At 57.1% G+C, this 19,426-nt stretch carries 14 protein-coding genes and 2 pseudogenes; all 16 read right to left on the bottom strand.

The genetic code is table 11. The annotated features are described in order from the left end of the window. Window positions 1-7 precede the first annotated feature (7 nt). Window positions 8-1,603, bottom strand: a pseudogene (locus tag MDHKLMBL_RS21405) (DNA translocase FtsK); the annotation flags it as partial. A gap of 453 nt (window positions 1,604-2,056) precedes the next feature. Further along, window positions 2,057-2,455: pseudogene (locus MDHKLMBL_RS21400) on the bottom strand (DNA translocase FtsK 4TM domain-containing protein); the annotation flags it as partial. 141 nt (window positions 2,456-2,596) lie between these two features. Continuing rightward, window positions 2,597-3,838, bottom strand: a complete 1,242-nt coding sequence (locus MDHKLMBL_RS14890) for an O-succinylhomoserine sulfhydrylase (protein WP_104271236.1) — start codon at window positions 3,836-3,838, stop codon at window positions 2,597-2,599. A 26-nt stretch (window positions 3,839-3,864) separates the two neighbouring features. Beyond that, window positions 3,865-5,391: an amidophosphoribosyltransferase gene (gene purF / locus MDHKLMBL_RS14885; protein ID WP_014577182.1), complete on the bottom strand. Its 1,527-nt coding sequence runs from the start codon at window positions 5,389-5,391 to the stop codon at window positions 3,865-3,867. Window positions 5,392-5,425: 34 nt separating this feature from the next. After that, the gene (locus tag MDHKLMBL_RS14880; RefSeq protein WP_008171742.1) at window positions 5,426-5,995 is read right to left on the bottom strand and encodes a CvpA family protein; all 570 of its coding nucleotides are present in this window, start codon (window positions 5,993-5,995) and stop codon (window positions 5,426-5,428) included. A gap of 91 nt (window positions 5,996-6,086) precedes the next feature. Next, window positions 6,087-6,758, bottom strand: a complete 672-nt coding sequence (locus MDHKLMBL_RS14875) for an SPOR domain-containing protein (RefSeq protein ID WP_008171743.1) — start codon at window positions 6,756-6,758, stop codon at window positions 6,087-6,089. A gap of 123 nt (window positions 6,759-6,881) precedes the next feature. Then, window positions 6,882-8,204 carry a bifunctional tetrahydrofolate synthase/dihydrofolate synthase gene (folC, locus tag MDHKLMBL_RS14870; protein WP_104271234.1) on the bottom strand — a complete coding sequence of 441 codons (1,323 nt, stop codon included), beginning with the start codon at window positions 8,202-8,204 and terminating at the stop codon, window positions 6,882-6,884. After that, a complete protein-coding gene (accD, locus tag MDHKLMBL_RS14865; protein ID WP_008171745.1) occupies window positions 8,188-9,114 on the bottom strand; it encodes an acetyl-CoA carboxylase, carboxyltransferase subunit beta in 927 nt (308 codons plus the stop codon). The genes folC and accD overlap by 17 nt, the downstream gene beginning before the upstream one ends. A 46-nt stretch (window positions 9,115-9,160) precedes the next feature. Beyond that, entirely contained in the window at window positions 9,161-9,973 is an 813-nt protein-coding gene (trpA, locus tag MDHKLMBL_RS14860) for a tryptophan synthase subunit alpha (RefSeq protein WP_008171746.1), read from the bottom strand. Between the two features lie 19 nt (window positions 9,974-9,992). Next, window positions 9,993-11,201 carry a tryptophan synthase subunit beta gene (trpB, locus tag MDHKLMBL_RS14855; protein ID WP_373274847.1) on the bottom strand — a complete coding sequence of 403 codons (1,209 nt, stop codon included), beginning with the start codon at window positions 11,199-11,201 and terminating at the stop codon, window positions 9,993-9,995. After that, window positions 11,194-11,823 (bottom strand): phosphoribosylanthranilate isomerase, encoded by a 630-nt coding sequence (locus MDHKLMBL_RS14850; protein ID WP_092032476.1) that lies wholly within the window; start codon window positions 11,821-11,823, stop codon window positions 11,194-11,196. The genes trpB and MDHKLMBL_RS14850 overlap by 8 nt, the downstream gene beginning before the upstream one ends. Continuing rightward, window positions 11,820-12,728 carry a tRNA pseudouridine(38-40) synthase TruA gene (gene truA / locus MDHKLMBL_RS14845; protein WP_092032474.1) on the bottom strand — a complete coding sequence of 303 codons (909 nt, stop codon included), beginning with the start codon at window positions 12,726-12,728 and terminating at the stop codon, window positions 11,820-11,822. Before truA ends, MDHKLMBL_RS14850 begins: the two co-directional genes overlap by 4 nt. A 107-nt stretch (window positions 12,729-12,835) precedes the next feature. After that, window positions 12,836-16,084, bottom strand: coding sequence for a FimV/HubP family polar landmark protein (locus tag MDHKLMBL_RS14840; RefSeq protein ID WP_104271231.1), 3,249 nt, complete (start codon window positions 16,082-16,084; stop codon window positions 12,836-12,838). Window positions 16,085-16,398: 314 nt separating this feature from the next. Further along, window positions 16,399-17,514, bottom strand: a complete 1,116-nt coding sequence (gene asd / locus MDHKLMBL_RS14835; protein ID WP_104271229.1) for an aspartate-semialdehyde dehydrogenase — start codon at window positions 17,512-17,514, stop codon at window positions 16,399-16,401. 131 nt (window positions 17,515-17,645) lie between these two features. After that, on the bottom strand, window positions 17,646-18,719 hold the full coding sequence (leuB, locus tag MDHKLMBL_RS14830; RefSeq protein WP_104271227.1) for a 3-isopropylmalate dehydrogenase: 1,074 nt from the start codon (window positions 18,717-18,719) through the stop codon (window positions 17,646-17,648). Window positions 18,720-18,778: 59 nt separating this feature from the next. Continuing rightward, the gene (gene leuD, locus MDHKLMBL_RS14825) at window positions 18,779-19,426 is read right to left on the bottom strand and encodes a 3-isopropylmalate dehydratase small subunit (protein ID WP_104271225.1); all 648 of its coding nucleotides are present in this window, start codon (window positions 19,424-19,426) and stop codon (window positions 18,779-18,781) included.

Genomic DNA, 19,426 nt, shown 5'->3' with positions numbered 1-19,426 from the left:
GTAACTCCTAATCTCTGGGTGGCGGCGGAGCCAGAACTTCACGTGCCCCGTTGTGTCCAGCGGCGCTTACCACGCCGGATGCTTCCATGGCATCAACCAGGTTCGCTGCCCGGTTGTACCCGATCTTGAATTTTCGCTGTACCGAGGAAATGGAAACGCGCCGCCCTTCGGTAACGAAGGCAACGGCCTCGTCGTAGAGCGCATCCCCTTCACTATCCCCGCCTCCTTCCGAGAGGTTGGGAACGCCCGGCAGGCTCTCGCCTTCGGCGCCATTGAGAACATCGTCCACGTACACCGGCTCGCCCCGGGCTTTCCAGGCACTGACCACGCGATGGACTTCGTCGTCATCCACAAAAGCCCCATGCACCCGAACCGGCAGGCCCGAACCCGGTGGCAGGTAAAGCATGTCACCATGCCCCAGGAGCTGCTCAGCGCCACCCTGATCCAGAACAGTACGGGAATCAATCTTGGACGAGACCTGGAACGACATCCGGGTGGGAATGTTTGCCTTGATCAGGCCGGTGATTACATCCACCGAGGGCCGCTGGGTGGCAAGGATCAGATGAATACCCGCGGCACGCGCCTTCTGAGCAATCCGGGCGATAAGTTCCTCAACCTTCTTGCCGACGATCATCATCATGTCGGCGAATTCGTCGATAACCACTACTATGAACGGCAGCGTATCCAGCTCGGGGCGCTCCTGCTCGTCGTTGGCCAGGTATTCGTCCGGCTTCCAGAACGGATCCAGTAATGGTTCGCCGGCGGCCCTGGCATCCTTGATCTTGCGGTTGTAGCCCGCCAGGTTACGGACCCCGAGGCTGGCCATGAGTTTGTACCGGCGTTCCATTTCAGCGACACACCAGCGTAGTGCGTTGGCCGCCTCCTTCATGTCGGTGACCACCGGCGCCAACAGGTGCGGAATGCCGTCGTAGATGCTCAATTCAAGCATCTTTGGGTCCACCATGATAAAGCGGACCTCTTCCGGGCCTGCCTTCAGCAGCATACTGAGCAGCATGGCATTGACGCCGACCGATTTACCGGAACCCGTGGTGCCCGCCACCAGCAGGTGCGGCATTTTGGAGAGATTGGCAACCATCGGGTTGCCGCCAATGTCGTTACCCAGTGCCAGGGTCAGCGGTGAGTTCGACTCCTGAAACACCCGCGCGCCAAGCACTTCACTGAGCCGGACCATTTCCCGTTCTTCGTTGGGAATCTCGATACCGACCACAGACTTGCCAGGAATCACCTCGACTACCCGAACGCTCAGTACGGCCAGTGAGCGGGCCAGGTCCTTTGCCAGGTTGGAAATCTTGCTGACCTTCACACCGGGAGCCGGCTTGATCTCGAACCGGGTAATGACCGGGCCGGGATTGACCTCGACTACTTCAACGGATACCCCGAAATCCCCCAGCTTTTCCTCTAGCAGCCGTGACATATGTTCCAGGGATTCTTCGGAGTACCCTCTTTCCTTATGCTCCTCCGGCGGGTCCAGAAGAGAAATCGGCGGAATCGGGCTTTCAATATCTTCCAGCAATGAAGGCTGCTTGTTGCCCTTGTCTTTGGACTGGGTCGGCTGTTCGTCCTTCTTGAAGGGCGAAATCTTCAGCGACCGTCCGGCAGACTGAGGAGATGCCTCGGGTTTGGCGGGTTTCCCGTTAGCGACAGGAGCTTCATCCCGTGAACTGAAGCTTTCGAGCCTTACAGGTTCCGGGTCAACTTCGGCAGAGAGACCATCTAACGCGGGCTCTTTTCGACCGGTTTCTGGCTTCGACGCGGGCTTCGGGGCTTTTGACTTCTTCGGCCCAAAGCCTGGAATCCGTTGCCACCAGCGTGGTTTGTCGGCATCTGCTTTTTGCCGTTTGCTGTCCATGGCCGGCACACGGTCCTTGACCACAGGTGGCTCAGCTTTCGGTTCTGCTTTGGGCTCTGGCTTTTCCGACTTGGGCTTGCCTTTGAAAAGGCCTTTGATGGCAAGGCCCGTTCTGAGAGTCAAACCGCCCACCTGATCCATCAGCCAGAACCAGGAGAGACCGGTAGTAACCGTTAACGCGAACAGGAAAATGGCAATCAGTAACAGGGTTGTTGCCGGCAGGTTGAAAAACCGCACCATAGCGTCGGCAACAGCCGTTCCAAGGACACCGCCCGAGGACGCCCCGAGACCAAACACGGAATACAGTGACAACAGACTGGTTGCCGAGAGAAGAATCAGCAAGAAGCCACCGAAGCGCATCATGAAGAGTGGCCAGTGCAGATCCAGGGAATCGTTACGCCGACGGATGAGCATCAACGCGTAGCCCGCAATCATGACCGGGAACAGATAGGCAACGTGGCCGAAGAAATCCATGAACAGGCTGGCGAGCCAGGCACCGGTGCGGCCCGCATAATTCTGCACACTGGTGTCATGACCGATACTGGCCCAGCCCGGATCTGACGGGCTAAAGGTAACCAGTGCCATGGAAAGGTAAATGCAAAGGGCAATAAGCGCGATGACGGCGCCTTCGCGAGCGCCCTGGGCGGCCAGCCGGCGAAAGCGCTGCTGCTTCTCTGTCAGTTCCTGTGGTGCTTTCTTCGCTTTTGCAGATTCGGCCATGAATGCTCAGACGTTATCGGTGCTTTCGTTCCGAAGCGCCTGAAAGCCGCGTTCAAGATCGGTTTTCAGGTCTTCTACGGCTTCGATCCCCACGGACATCCGTACCAGATTCTCCGTGATCCCGGCCCGCGCCTTATCCTCCGGGGATAGTCGCCCGTGAGTGGTTGTGGCCGGGTGGGTGATCGTGGTCTTGACGTCACCGAGGTTTGCGGTGATGGAGATCATCCGGGTGCCATCGATGAAGCGCCATGCTTCCTCCCGCGCACCCTTGAGCTGGAACGACAGCACACCACCAAATCCGGTCTGCTGCTTTTTCGCCAGCTCATGTTGCGGATGACTCTGGAGCCCGGCATAGAAAACACGTTCAACTGCCGGCTGTTGCTCCAGCCACAGGGCCAACTCTAACGCATTGTCACAGTGGGCGCGCATACGAATTGGTAAGGTTTCCAGGCCCTTCTGAAACACCCAGGCGTTGAAGGGGCTCATGGTGGGGCCGGCCGAACGAAGGAAGCCATAGACCTCTTCCATCATCTTCTCTGATCCGACCACGACGCCTCCCACGCAGCGACCCTGACCATCCAGATATTTGGTCGCCGAGTGAATCACGATGTCTGCGCCCTGCTCCAGCGGGCGCTGGAGCACCGGCGTGCAGAAGCAGTTATCGACTACGAACAGGGCGTCGTTGTCTCTTGCCAGCTGCCCCAGGATCTCCATATCGGCCACTTCGCACAGCGGATTGGACGGCGTTTCAATAAACAGCATCCGGGTTTCGGGACGGATCGAAGCCTGCCACTCTTCCATATCCGTCAGACTGACAAACGTGGTTTCCACCCCGAAACGTGCCATGTATTTCTGGAACAACACGTTGGTGGTGCCGAACACACCCCGGGAGCAGATCACATGATCGCCGCTCTTCAGTAGCGCCATGCAGGTGCTCAGGATCGCAGACATACCGGATGCGGTGGCGACGGCACGTTCACCGCCTTCCATGGCCGCGATCCGACCTTCAAACGCCTGGACCGTAGGGTTGGTAAACCTGGAGTAGATGTTTCCGGGCTCTTCGCCGCCAAATCGCGCCGCCGCCTGGGCCGCGCTGCCATAAACGAAGCTGGACGTGGGGAATATCGCGTCGCTGTGCTCAAGCTGCCCGGTGCGGATCTGCCCTGCCCTCACGGCCAGGGTGTCCACGGACATCCCGTCCAGGTCGGACTCCGGGATCCAGACAGTTTCTTCGCGGCGAAAAGTCATCTACATCTCCTGCCTGAAAGCGGCGTTCAGTCTTCGTCGTTATGCAAGTCGATAATGCCATTGTCCCCGTCAGCACCACCGGCACTTTCGGATCGCTTTTCGTCATTGCGCAAGCCGTCAATGCGGCTCAGATACGCTTCATCGACATCACCGGTCACATAATCGCCAGTGAATACCGAGCACTCCCATCCCTCAATGTCATCGTTCACTTCACTGACGCAGGTTATAAGGTCCTCCAGATCCTGATAGAGCAGCCAGTCGGCACCAATCAGTTCCCGGATTTGCTCGACGGTGCGCCCGTGGGCAATCAGCTCACTGGCGGAGGGCATGTCGATACCATACACGTTCGGGTAGCGAACTGGAGGCGCCGCAGACGCAAAATAGACCTTACGGGCACCGGCATCCCGAGCCATCTGGACGATTTCCTTGCAGGTTGTACCGCGAACGATGGAATCATCCACCAGCATCACGTTTTTGCCACGAAACTCCAGATCGATCGGGTTAAGCTTCTGTCGGACCGATTTCTTGCGCATTTTCTGGCCCGGCATGATAAATGTCCGGCCGATGTAGCGGTTTTTGATAAAGCCTTCCCGGAATTTCACCCCCAGACGATGCGCCATCTGCATGGCCGACGTTCGGCTGGTGTCCGGAATCGGCATGACAACGTCGATATCGTGATCCGGTGTCTCGCGGAGCACTTTCTCCGCGAGGGTTTCGCCCATGCGCAGGCGAGCCTTGTAAACGGACACCTTGTCTATGATGGAGTCAGGCCGGGCGAAATACACATGTTCGAAAATGCACGGGTACAGATGCGGCTGCTCGGCGCACTGGCGGGTGTAGAGGGTACCGTCAGTTTCGATATAGACCGCCTCGCCCGGGGCAATATCGCGCACGAGGGTGTAGCCCGCTGCGTTCAGGGCAACGCTTTCAGAGGCAATCATGTATTCCTTGCGGCCATTCTCGTCGGTGCGTTCGCCGTAGCAGGCAGGCCGGATACCATTCGGGTCCCGGAAGCCAACAATGCCATAGCCGGTAATCATTGCAATGACGGCGTAGGCACCCCGGCAGCGTTTATGAACCGCGCTGACCGCAGAAAAGATCTCATCCTTGGTCGGGTCCAGCTTGCCAAGCTTCTGCAATTCATGGGCGAACACGTTCAACAGCACTTCCGAGTCGGAGTTCGTGTTGATGTGGCGCAGATCGGTCCGGAACAGGTCCTTGCTGAGATCATCAGCATTGGTCAGGTTGCCGTTGTGAGCCAGGGTAATGCCATACGGGCTGTTCACATAGAACGGCTGGGCTTCGGCGGAGCTGGAACTGCCAGCAGTCGGATAGCGCACGTGGCCTATACCCACGTTGCCCACCAGACGACGCATATGACGGGTATGGAAAACATCCCGTACCAGGCCATTGTCCTTGCGGAGGAAAAACCGTTCATCCTGAAATGTCACAATGCCCGCCGCGTCCTGGCCCCGGTGCTGAAGTACAGTCAGCGCATCATAGAGCGACTGATTGACGTTGGAAGTACTGACGATGCCGACAATGCCACACATGGATAAGTGTATCTCCGAGTGTTAAAACTGAATGTTAGCGGGACACGGACGCGGGTTCCACGCCTTCCTGCTCTGTAACGGAATCCGGTTCCGGCGCGTTTTCAGGCGCAGGCCCAAGAAAGCGCGCAAATTCATCGCCCAGGGTCCGTCTGGACCAGTCTTCAACCACCGCCAGGCGATCGATAATGATCGAGGTTCGCCACCAGGTATCCTGGGCCAGCGGTGTGTAACGGGTAAATGCAATCGCAACGATCACCACCACCACGCCCCGCAAAAGGCCAAAACCCATTCCAAGCACCCGATCGGTGGCCGACAAGCCGGTAGCTCGAATCAGATGACCGATCATGTTGTTGATGATGGCACCGACGATGAGCGTTCCAAAGAAAAGTATGGCAAAAGCAGCAATCAGCCGGACAAGCGGTGTTTCAACCGTGCTCTCCAGCAGGGACTGCATCTGGGGGTGGAAGGTTCTGGCCAGGATAAACGCGCCCACCCAGGTCACCAGCGAGAGGGCTTCCCGTACAAAACCCCGTTTCAGACTGATGAGGGTGGAAACTGTAATCAGGGCGATAATGACCCAGTCAATCCAGATCAGCGCTTCCATTGAAAACCCGGTGGAGAAAAGGAAGCGCGAATTCTATCAGGAAACCCCGGTTCGCCAAACCGCAAGACACACATAAACCGGACCCCGGGCGTTATTTTTCGCCGGAGGTCACCAGACTGTTAAGACCAAAGGCATCGTCCAGAGCCCTTTTGGCGGATTCGGCCTCGGTTTTTGACGCAAAGGGCCCGCTGAAGACCCTTGTCAGCGTTGTGTCGCCGCGGACAACCTCCTGAAGATGCGAGCCATAGCCCTTTTCCCGGACCTGATCTCTCAAGCGTCGGGCGTTGTCGGCATTGCCAAAGCTGCCCAACTGCACCACCCAGGCGCCATCCAGCGACCGCTCATACTCTGCAGCTTCTGTGGCAGCATTCTCCGAGGTCTGTTCAGATGTCTGAGCCGGCTCATTGGTGGATTCCTGAGCGTTGCCGCTCTCGGGCTGGGCAGCATCGGACGAATCGGTTACGTCCTGCATCTCATCCTGGCCAGGCGCCTCTTCGAGGATACGATAACCCGGGGAATCCCCTGCTTCTTGCGCGCTTGAGGGTGCTGCCAGGCCGCTATCGCTGGACTCAAGACCGTAAGACGGCGCCGGCGCCAATTCCGATTCGGGCGCTTCCACTTCAGGGAAAGGCGGCTCTTCCGGAATCTTGATGGTTGTGGACGTGCGCTCGGAATGAGGCTCATCAAAAAGCATGGGAACAAAGATAACCGCCAGGGAAACAAGTACCAGCGCCCCGATTATTCTCTGTTTCAGTCCATCCACGTTGCTAGGCTCCCAACTGTTATGACTGCGCCCCGACGGGCACCCATGCGCAGATACTAACTGGCCGGCAAGCGGAACTCAAAGTGTCAGGCACGGCCATGGACAAAGTTTAAGGCGGCCTGCCTAGCTTCCGGCTACCTTGCCAGCGAGCAGAATCTCGCGTGCTTCAGCGACCGTGAAGAAAGAACCGAACACAACCACAAGATCGTTCGGGTCAGCCACGGCCAATGCTGAAACCAAGCCCTCCCGCACGGATTCAAAAGCCGTCGCCTGGATCCCTGAATCGGACAGTCTTGCTTGCAGGTCTTGACCGGACAGGCCTCTTGGTACCTTGAGACCGGCCAGATACCAGGCATCGACCACATCAACCATGGCTCTGCCCACACCTGCCACGTCTTTGTCCGCCAGGGCGCCATAAACACCATGCACCCGTCTGCCCGGGGATTTTAGTTGACTCAGCTGACCAGACAACCAACCGGCAGCATGAGGGTTATGGCCAACATCCAGGAAGATATCCGGTGCGGAACCAACACGCTCGAAACGCCCGGGTACACTCAGACCTGAAAGCACCTGCTCAATGACTGGTACCGGCAGGTTCGGTTCAAGCTCGCGTATGGCAACCACGGCGGCTGCCACGCTTTTGATCGGCAATGGACCGGCGGGCAGACGAATCGCCCGGCCTTTATGGCGAAGCTCTACCGCCGGAGCATCATCGCCTGCTTGCTGCTCAGTCACTAGCTCATAATCACGCCCCAGCAGAGCCAGTTCGACTTTCTGCGCAGTGGCCTGCTGGAGCACCGAACGTGGCGGATCGGAATCGGCATAGACCGAGGGGATGCCCGGCCTAAGGACACCGGCCTTTTCAAACCCGATGACTTCGCGATTGTCGCCAAGGAAGGCAACATGATCGATGTCCACCGATGTCAGGATGGCAAAATCCGCGTCCAGGACATTGACAGCATCCAGCCGCCCACCCAGGCCAACCTCCAGCACCCAGTCGTCGAGGCCCGCACCGGCAAAGGCCACGAAAGCGGCAAGGGTTCCGAATTCGAAATAGGTAAGAGAGACATTGCCGCGTGCTTCTTCGACGGCTTCGAATGCGCTGACAAGCGCGTCGTCGGAGATATCCTCACCATTAAGACGCACACGTTCGTTATAGCGTTGTAGATGGGGCGAGGTGTAGGCGCCAGTCCGGCGGCCAGCCGCGCGCAAAAGCGCCTCAACAGTAGCAACCGCGCTGCCTTTGCCGTTAGTGCCAGCCACAGTGATGATCCGGGCGGACGGCTTTCGTCGGAACAACCGCCGCAGGACCACGAGGACCCGGTCCAGGCCAAGATCAATCTCTGTAGGGTGTATCGCTTCCAGGTAGGTAAGCCACTGATCGACGGTGGCACCAGCCCCCGGCGATGCCGGGGGCTGGTCTGCAGGGTTACTCGGCAGGGGCATCGGTTTCGGGCTTCTCCGAGACTTCAAACTCGATCGGGTCTTCGGTTCCCGGGCGCTCCTGGCCGGTAAACTTGGCCAGCACATGAGCAATGCGTTCGCGCATCTGGTGGCGATGGAGAATCATGTCAATCGCGCCGTGCTCAAGCAGGAACTCACTACGCTGGAAACCTTCCGGCAGTTTTTCACGAACCGTCTGTTCGATAACCCGGGGGCCGGCGAAGCCGATCAATGCGTTTGGCTCTGCAATGTTGAGATCCCCCAGCATGGCCAGACTGGCGGACACGCCACCGAAGACAGGGTCCGTCATCACAGAGATATAGGGAATACCCTCAACTTTCATCCTCTCAAGCACAGCGGCTGTCTTCGACATCTGCATCAATGACAGGATCGCTTCCTGCATGCGGGCGCCGCCGCTGGCTGAGAAGCAGACCAACGGGATACGCTCCTTGAGAGCAACATTTGCGGCCTGGACAAACTTCTCCCCGACCACTTGCCCCATAGAGCCACCAAGGAATCCAAATTCGAACGCGCAGGCAACTAAAGGAACCCCGAGCGTCGTGCCTTTCATTGCTACGAGGGCATCCTTTTCCCCAGTGGCTTTCTGCGCCTGGGACAAACGATCTTTGTACCGCTTACTATCCTTGAACTTCAATCGGTCCCAAGGCTCAAGCTCAGCGGCAACTTCTTCACGACCCTCTGGATCAAGAAAAATTTCGAGGCGCCGACGCGCAGTCACCCTCAGGTGGTGGTTGCATTTGGGGCAAACATCCAGGTTTTTCTCAAGTTCCGGCTTGTAGAGAAAGGCACCGCATTTGGGGCATTTCTTCCACAACCCCTCCGGAACGCCCGTTCTCTGTTTCGACTCCGAGCGAATCTTGCTCGGCATTATCTTGTCCAGCCAGTTACTCATGGTCTCATCCTGTCCTTTGACGCCTGTTTGCCCTCCTCCCCTTCATTCAGGAGGCGAGACTGTCCAGTGCTTCACGCATCGGGTGGAGCAGATCCGTCAATGCCCGCTTGAGCTGGTCGGTATCTGCCTGATTTCTGGCTATTGTATCGACCAGGACGCTGCCAACAATTACACCATCGGATACCCGACCGACCGCCGCGGCAGTTTCCGCATCACGAATACCGAAACCAACACCCACCGGGAGAGCTGTCAGTTCGTGAATATGATTCACCTTGGCAGCTACCTCTTCCACGTTGATGGTGGCCGATCCCGTCACACCCTTGATAGAAACATAGTACACATAACCGGAGGAGTGCTCACTGATTGCCCGGATCCGGTCATCGGTCGTGGTTGGTGAAAGCAGGAAGATGGCGTCGAGATTTCGCTGGGTGAACAGCGGAGCAACCTCGTCGGCCTCTTCCGGTGGCAAGTCAACGGTCAGAATGCCGTCGACGCCAGCATCCTTGGCAGCATCCGCAAAACGCTCGTAGCCCATGGCTTCCATCGGGTTCAGGTAGCCCATCAAAACCACCGGAGTTGCGTCGTCTGACTTCCGGAACTCCTTGACCATGGCAATCACCTGCCTCAGCGAGGTACCGTGCACCAGGGCCCGCTCACAGGCAAGCTGGATTACCGGGCCGTCTGCCATGGGGTCAGAGAACGGCACCCCCAGCTCGATAATATCTGCCCCCGCCTCAACCAGCGTGTGCATCAGATCTACCGTGACATCGGGATGCGGGTCACCGGCAGTAATATAGGGAATAAGTGCCTTACGACCTTGTCCTTTCAGGGCCTTGAGGACCCCTTCAATTCGGCTCATGCCTGCTCCTGTTAATTCTTCAGATCTCGATGCCTTCAAGCTTGGCAACCGTGTTAATGTCCTTGTCGCCACGCCCGGAAACGTTAATGACAACGGTCTGGTCTTTGTCCATGGTCGCCGCCAGTTTGATGGCATAAGCGACAGCGTGAGCCGTTTCCAGCGCGGGCATAATGCCCTCGACGCGGGTCAATTTCCGGAACCCTTCCATCGCTTCGTCATCGGTAACGGACACATAATTGGCACGGCCAATGTCCTTCAACCAGCTGTGCTCTGGACCCACCCCTGGATAGTCCAGGCCGGCACTCACCGAATGCGTACCTGCGATCTGGCCATTTTCGTCCTCCATCAGGTAGGTGCGGTTACCGTGAAGCACGCCAGGACGACCGGCACAGAGTGGTGCCGCGTGTTTGCCAGTATCAATGCCCAGGCCGCCAGCCTCGACACCGTAAAGCTGTACCGATTCGTCAGAAAGGAACGGATAGAACATGCCAATGGCGTTGGAACCACCACCCACACAAGCGACCAGGGCATCCGGCAACTTGCCGGTTTTCTCCAGCGCCTGACGACGGGTTTCCCGACCGATTACCGACTGGAAATCCCGGACCAGCAGCGGATATGGATGCGGCCCCGCAACGGTACCAATGATATAGAAAGTGTCGTCCACGTGAGCCACCCAGTCACGCATCGCATCGTTCATGGCATCCTTTAGGGTTTTGGTGCCACCCTGAACGGCATGTACCGTCGCGCCCAGAAGCTTCATCCGGAACACGTTCAGAGACTGTCGCTGGACATCCTCCGCGCCCATGAACACATGGCATTCAAGACCCAGACGCGCGCAAACAGTGGCAGTGGCAACACCGTGCTGACCCGCACCGGTTTCGGCAATGATCCGCTTTTTACCGAGGAAACTGGCAAGCAGCGCCTGGCCGATCGTGTTGTTCACCTTATGGGCACCGGTGTGACAAAGATCTTCACGCTTGAGCCAGATCTGGGCGCCGCCGGTTTCACGGCTGAGACGCTCGGCGAAATACAGCGGGGTTGGCCGGCCAACATAATCCGCCAGTTCCTTGTCGAACCGCGCCTGGAATTCCGGATCCTTCTTCAGGCGGGCGTATTCTTTCTCGAGCGTCATCAGGGAATCCATCAGAGTCTCGGAAACAAATCGCCCACCAAAGGCGCCGAAGTGACCCCGCGCGTCCGGCAGTGCGCTCAGCATTTCTTCAGTCAGTTTTACAGACACGGTGAACCTCTTTAATAAAATGAGAAATTTTCTGGATATCCTTGATGCCTTTGTCCTGTTCAACACCGCCACTGACATCTACAGCCCAGGGTTTCACCTGTTTCACAGCGGCAAATACGTTATCAGATGACAAACCCCCGGCCAATATGATCGGAAGCGGCCGGTAGTCAGGGATCAGGTCCCAGTTAAACGATTTTCCTGTGCCTCCGTACCGGTCTGGATCCCAGGCATCGACCAGCAGGCCGGAAGCGTTGTGAAACTCCTCGAAGGCGGCTTCAATCTGCCCTGCCTTTCGGACCCGGATGGCCTTGATCCAGCGTCGACCAAAACTGGCACAGAAATCCGCCGATTCGTCGCCATGAAACTGCAGCAAATCCAGTGGAACCCGCTCGAGAACCGCCTCGACTTCCTGCCTGGATGGATTAACAAATAATCCGACCACCGACATGAACGCCGGAACACGCTTTGCCAACTCGGCGGCCTGGTCCAACGACACTGACCGGGGACTCGGCTCATAAAAAACCAGACCCAGGGCGTCGGCGCCGAATTGAACAGCCCCGTCGATATCCTCGGGGCGGGTAAGGCCGCAAATTTTGACCCTTGCGCTCATTGGCTCGGAACCCGCTGTTTGACATGGATGTGTGTTGGGGTGAACGGACTGTTCTCTTCCCGGGTGAACCAGGGCCGCAGAAAGCCCGGGCCGCACTCGACAGCGGGAATCCCGAATTCGTCGGGGTACCCCACATCGACCAGATACAGACCATGGGGAGGCGCTGTTACACCTGCAGCTGTCCGATCTCTGGCGACCAGTATCTCATGAATCCACTCCGGTCGCTGCTTTCCCGAACCAACCGCCATCAGGGCACCGGCGATATTCCGGACCATATGGTGCAAAAACGCGTTGGCCTGCACGTCTATTACGACAAAATCCCGTTTCCGGGTTACCGAAATACGTTCCAGAAACCGAATCGGTGTTCGAGACTGGCACCCGGCCGCACGGAAAGAGGAAAAGTCATGTTCTCCGGCCAATGCCTGGGCGGCTTTGTGCATGCGATCTGCGTCCAGTGGGCGGAAGGTCCAGCTTACCTGGCCCCGCTGTATACCCGGACGCACTGGATGGTTGTATATGATGTAACGGTAACGCCGATAGGTCGCGGAAAATCGAGCGTGGAAATCACCGACTCCGTTTCCGGCCCAGTGCACGGAAATGTCATCGGGCAGCACCGTGTTTATACCCATAACCCAGGAGCGCAGGTTACGGACAGACGGAGTGTCAAAATGAGCAATTTGATAGCTGGCGTGTACGCCGGCATCGGTACGGCCCGCACACACCAGATCAACTGGATGGTTCGCAACCTTTGCCACCGCTGCCGTCAGTTCCGCTTCTACAGATCGGACACCGGATTTCTGGAGCTGCCAGCCATGAAACCCACGCCCATCATATTCGAAGGCAAGTGCGACGCGGCCCGCGCCTACGGCGTTATCGGTGGAGAGCTGCTGAGTCTCGAGAAACAAGTGCGAATCCGAAGAGAATGGTTCTATAAAAACAAAGCGCCGACCTTATTGCCGGGAAGATACCCGGCGGCCGGCGCTTGCTACCTGTCAGACCCGATTATAACGGATCAGGACAGATTTTTAAGGAGGTCTTGCGCCTCTGCTTTCTGGTCTTCGTTTCCTTCAAGGGAGACTTCTTCCAGGATGTCGCGAGCTCCGTCGGCATCACCCATCTCGATGTAGGCCCGCGCGAGATCCAGTTTGGTAGCGGCCTCATCGGTTCCGGCCAGGAAGTCGAAATCGTCCTCGTCACCGAGTTCGCTTTCATCAATGTCCGCAACCTGCGATTTGCGCGACTCATCGGAAACCTCATCAGACGCAACCGGGAGATCAAGATCACTTTCAGGTGTCTCCGAGTCTTCGAGCTCATCAGTTACACCCAGTTGCTCGAGATCCTCGGCATCTTCAACCGTCTGTTCAGGATCCGCTTCCTCTGCATCGCCCTCACCGAGTGTGTCCTCAAGACCAAGCTCTTCATCAAGTGACGCCTCTTCGCTCTCCTCGGGGTTGGCTGAATCGGCAGAATCGGAAAACTCTTCCATCAGGGCCAGGTCTTCATCGGAGACGTCCAGTTCCAGGTCGTCCAGCGAAGATTCTTCCATCTCACTGCCACCAAGCTCGTCTTCTTCACCGGCTACCTTGTCCAGTTCAGCATCGAGCTCATCCAGGAATGACTCGTCCAGCGAATCAATATCCGATTCGCCGTCAGTATCAGCACTCTGCTCAGAGCCTTCCTCGGAGGTGGTTTTCGGCCTTTCGTCTGGCAGCTCCTCCGCCAGGTCTCCTTCGTCCAGATCACCCTCTTCCAGATCAAGGCTCAGGTCGTCATCAGAATCGTCGAGCCCCTGCTCTGCGCCGGATGGCTTGTCAGAGTCCTCTTCGAATTCCGAAGACAGATCCCAGTCTGTGGACTCCTCAAGCTCGGAGGTGTCTTCGGTCAAAGGCTTTTCTTCGTCCGATTCCAGCTCCAGGCCCGACAGATCGTATTCGATCATATCGTCACGGCTTTCTTCTTTGCCCTCGCCGGATGCGTCCTCCTTGCTGGCCTCGGATTCGTCAAGCTCATCAAGCTCGAAATCAGACAGGTCAGTCTCTGAAAGGTCCGAATCAAAGTCGCCAAACTCGTTCTCGGCCGGCTCTTCTTTCTCAGCATCAAACTGATCGGCGAGAAGTTCTTCAGATTCAGGCTTGTCCTGCTTCTCAATGGACTCATCACCGGTTTCGTCAGAATCATAGGACGTAGCGAACGAATCGGAACGCAACTGAGATTCAAGGTCATCGATGCTGGGCATCGACTCCGCCTCTTCCAGCCGCGCGCGCAGCTCGTTCGCAGTGGTCAGCGCTTCTTCATCGTCCAGAGCCTCGACCTCTCCGAATTGTTTTTCGAAAGAGTCGCGATCCTGGGTATCTGCGTAGACACCCAGCAGCTTCAGGCGCAGATCGGTGCGACTGGGCTCACGGGAAATTGCGGTTTCCAGAGCTTGGGCAGCCCGATCATGCTGGCCATAGGCAATGTAAGAGTCAGCCTCGGCCAGGGCGTCGCCCGCCGCAGATTGCTGATCCTCTTCATCCAGGCTCAGATCGAAGGAATCCGTTTCTTCGTCGGTTTCATTGTTCAGCTGTTCGTAAAACGCCTTTTCCCGGTTTGCATTGCGGCGGGCAAGCAGCAGGAGAAGCAACAGGAGAACGATCAGACCGCCACCAAGGGCAATCTGATACATCGGATTACCAGTTATGGCATCAATAACGTTACCGGGGAAACCTTTATCGGCAGCCGGAGCCTGTTGAGCAGGCTTGGGCGCAGGCTCTGCAGATTGCTCTGTTTGTGTCGGGGCTGGCTCCGCCGCCTCAGTTGCTTCAACCGCATCATCGGTAGCCGCAACCGCGGGCTCATCCGCTCCAGACATTTCAGCCTGTTCTGATGCGTCACCGGCATCGGCACCCATCTGATCATCGGTTGCCTGATCGGAACCGGCCATTTCGTCAGTTTCATCGACCATAGCCTCGGACTCGGCCATGTCGCCTGATTCACCCGCAGCTTCCGCATCCCCAGCTTCACCGTCCATCATGTCCGAATCGACGGGTGCCGTATCACCTTCAACGGCCTCGTCCATGGCGACAGATTCCGCTGCTCCGTCATCGGCAGCCGGACTTTCAACGGGTGCGGTCTGCTCTGCCGTTTCATCACCAGCAGTCTGCTGCATTTCAGCAAGCTGGGTATTCTTGAGCTCAAGCAGGCGCTGCAGAGTCTGCACCTGGTCCTGCAGGTCCTCAACACGACTGTTCAGCTCATCGTTCTCCCGGCGAGCGCTTTCGAGCTCTTCCATCGCGACCGCTGTGCCGGCATCAACGCCGCCCGGCAGTTCGCTGTCACCGCCCGCGGAGCCACTTTCGCTGCCCTCACTGCCGGCGTCCTCGGACACCACGAGTTTGAGTTCATCACCTCCGGCGCCAGCCTGCTGTTGGGGCGCGGACGCTGCCTGCTGCTCGGCGGTTGCATCGACTGTGCGCTGGGGAGTCTGGAATTCCTGATTCTGCTGGGCAACCACGCGAGTAGCTTCAGCGCGAGTTCGACTCTGGATCTGGTCCAAAGACGGGACACGCAGCACTTCACCGCGCTTCAGTCGATTGATGTTATTGCCAATGAATGCGTTCGGGTTCAGGTCCTGGATTGCTAGCATGACCTGCTGCATAGAGACACTGTTGTCTGGACGCACTTGAGACGCGATGGTCCACAATGTGTCTGAAGCTCCGGTGGGCCCGAATGTATCAGCCTGATATCCGGAACCCAGCGACCGCTCGGCCTGAGCCTGGCGACGAACTGATTCGGCACTGCGAGTGGTCGTCTGCTGGCTGGTTGCCTGGGACGTGGAGACTGTTGGAGTGCTGACCTGCTCCTGCACGCCGGACTCTTCCGCGTATACAGGTGGATCCACCAGAACGGCGTATTCCCGCATTAACCGGCCGTTTGGCCAGGTCAACTCAAGCAGGAAGTTGAGGTACGGTTCCCTCAGAGGTTCACGGGAGGACACATTGACAATGAGACTGCCATCATTACCGGTGACCACCTGGAACCTGAGCTTACTGAGAAACTGGTTGCGATCCAGCCCCACCCGCTCATATGCCTGTTCCGAGGCAATATTGACGAACACGTCCGCTGGATTGACGCCACGGCTTTGGGGCAGAACAATCTCTGCGTCCAGTGGCTCGTTCAGATAGGACTGAAGTTCTATTTCACCCAGCCCCAGGGCCTGTGCGACGCCGGATCCGAGCCCTCCCGCCAGAGCCAGGGCAACCGCAAGCTTGCGTACCTTCATGCTTTTTCCTTTCCAGTCTCCGTTATTCGTTACTGCTCTTTTTCAAACAGAATCGGACGAGGTTGGATGACTTTCGTCTTGATAATTCTCGTTATTATGTGTTCTTTTTAATTTTCAGTCCGGCAAGTATTGTTGATAAAACCTCTTTTATCAATCAATCAGCCGCAATCCTTGTACCATTTTTTTATCAATCACGCGGAACTACCTAGCGCTCTTGAAAATAACAGGGGCGGAGGCTGAAATCAGCCTCCGCCCCCTCACCGGTTTATCGAAACCGGACACAGTTGGCATTTATTGCCTCTGTGTAACAATTTTTAACGCTCCTGAAGGATCCGGAGCATACGGCGCAGCGGCTCAGCGGCACCCCACAGGAGCTGGTCACCCACCGTAAACGCGGAAATATATTCCGGCCCCATGGTCAGCTTGCGGATACGGCCGATCGGCACGCTCAAGGTACCGGTCACCTTCGCTGGAGTCAGTTCCTCAATGGTCGCATCACGGTCATTGGGAATCACTTTCACCCAGTCATTCGCTTTCGCAAGGATCGACTCGATTTCAGAAACCGGGAGATCCTTCTTCAGCTTGATAGTCAGCGCCTGACTGTGGGAGCGCATTGCGCCAATCCGCACACAGATGCCGTCGATGGGAATCGGGTTATCGGAGCGCCCGAGAATTTTGTTGGTCTCGACCCCCGCCTTCCACTCTTCCTTACTCATGCCGTTGTCGAGCTGCTTGTCGATGAACGGGATCAGACTGCCGGCCAGGGGCACCTGGAAGTGCTCGGTCGGGAAGCCGTCCGAACGCATGGTTTCGGTTACCTTGCGGTCAATCTCCAGAATCGCGGAGGAAGGATCGTCCAGCTCAGACTTGACGCTCTTGTTGAGCTCGCCCATCTGGTTCAGCAGCTCGCGCATGTTCTGAGCGCCAGAACCGGAAGCCGCCTGATAAGTCATGGGCGACACCCACTCGATCAGATCCTGTTCAAGCAGGCCACCCAAAGCCAGCATCATAAGGCTCACGGTGCAGTTACCACCGATGTAGTCCTTGACGCCTTTCTCAAGCGCAGCATCAATCACGTTTCGGTTGACCGGATCCAGAACAATCACCGAGTGGTCGACCATCCGCAGGGTGGAGGCTGCATCAATCCAGTAACCTTCCCAGCCCGCGTCACGGAGCTTCTGATAAACCGCGCCGGTGTAGTCGCCACCCTGACAGGTCACGATGACATCCATGGTTTTCAGAATCTCGACGTCAAACGCGTCCTGCAGAGGAGGAACGTCGTCTTTTCCCACGTCCGGCGCAGGCTTGCCAGCCTGGGATGTGGTGAAAAACACCGGTTCGATATCGGCGAAATCGTTTTCTTCACGCATGCGTTGCATGAGGACCGAGCCCACCATGCCACGCCAACCTACAAGTCCAACTCGCTTCATGTGCGATCTTCAGACCTCGTTTTATGCCCGCCCCATGCCTTTATCGCTGGCAGGGACAGGATGGGTGATCCCGCGGCAACTGCATCGCGTTGCCGTCGGGTCTCAAATACGCCTGTCAGGGCCTGGCCTCTTTACAGCGCAGCCAGAACCGCCTCCCCCATTTCCCGGGTGGACACTTTCTTTGCGCCCTCAGACATGATGTCCGCTGTTCGCAGACCCTGATCCAGGACCTTGCTGACCGCCGCTTCAATGGCTTCAGCAGCTTTTTCCTCATTCAGACTGTACCGCAGCATCATGGCAGCACTGAGGATGGTGGCCAGCGGATTGGCAATGCCCTGCCCGGCAATATCCGGCGCAGACCCGTGGCAGGGCTCATACATGCCCTGCTTTTCGGAGTTCAGCGACGCCGATGGCAACATGCCGATCGAGCCGGTGAGCATAGCCGCTTCGTCCGAAAGAATATCACCAAACATGTTGCCAGTCACAATCACGTCAAACTGCTTGGGTGCTCGGACCAGCTGCATGGCGGCATTGTCCACGTACATATGAGACAGCTCCACGTCCGGATATTCCCGGCGAAGATCGTTCATGATTTCCCGCCATAGAACAGTCACTTCCAGCACGTTGGCTTTGTCCACGGAGCACAGCTTTTTGCCCCGCTGCTGCGCGGCCTCAAAAGCCACCCGCCCGATACGACGAATTTCCGATTCTGTGTAGGCGTAGGTGTTGTAACCCTGGCGCTCTCCGCTCTCAAGTTCGCGCACACCGCGCGGCTGACCAAAATAGATGCCGCCAGTCAGTTCACGGACAATCATGATATCCAGCCCGGAAACAACTTCCGGCTTCAGAGAAGAGGCGGACGCCAGTTGCGGATAAAGAATTGCCGGGCGCAGGTTTGCAAACAGCTCCAGGTTAGAGCGCAACCCCAGCAACCCCTTCTCCGGGCGCTTGGCCATCGGCAGACTGTCCCACTGAGGACCGCCCACGGCACCCAGAAGGATCGCGTCGGCTCTGGTGGCCTTTTCGAGGGTTTCATCTGGCAGCGGTGTGTCGGTTTCATCAATCGCCGCACCGCCCACGAGGCCGGACTCGAAATTCAGGCCGAGATTGAACTGATCATTGATCTTGTTGAGCACTTTTTCCGCTTCAGCGACAATTTCCGGACCGATACCGTCGCCGGGAAGCATCAGGATAGTTCTGGGCATGTTTTTTCCTTGTTCCATTCCTTTAGGTCGAATTAGAGCCAGCGTAATCGGACTGCCTATTACCCCTCAGCACCAAACAGCCAGGGCGCAGTTTTACGGCGGCTATCTTCGTAAGACCGGATCAGCTCAGCATCTTCCAGCGTCACGCCAATATCATCCAGGCCGTTCAGCAGGCAATGACGACGGAAATCATCCACCTCAAAGGTAAAGGTTTCGCCGGATGGGGTAGTTACAGTCCTGGCTTCCAGGTCGACTGCCAACTGATAGCCTTCACTCTGCTCCACTTCCCGGAATAAACGATCGACAATTTCCTCAGGAAGAACAATGGGTAACAACCCATTCTTAAAGCAGTTATTATAGAAAATATCGGCAAAACTCGGAGCAATAATTACCCGGAACCCGAAATCCTCCAGAGCCCAGGGTGCGTGCTCCCGGCTTGAACCACAGCCAAAGTTACGTCGCGCCAACAATACACTGGCGTTCTTGTAGCGGTCCTGATTCAGGACAAAATCCGGATTAATCGGACGGGTGGAACAATCCTGATCCGGTTTGCCTTCATCCATATACCGCAACTCATCAAACAGGTTCGGGCCGAAACCCGTGCGCTTGATGGACTTCAGAAACTGCTTTGGAATAATCATGTCCGTATCCACGTTGGAACGGTCCATGGGGGCGACAACGCCCTGGTGTTGCTTCAATGCGCGCAT

It is taken from the genome of Marinobacter flavimaris, from assembly GCF_002933295.1.
In the GTDB taxonomy this organism is placed as follows: domain Bacteria; phylum Pseudomonadota; class Gammaproteobacteria; order Pseudomonadales; family Oleiphilaceae; genus Marinobacter; species Marinobacter flavimaris.
Note: the sequence above shows the minus strand (reverse complement) of the source record. Positions and strands in the feature narration are given on the sequence as shown.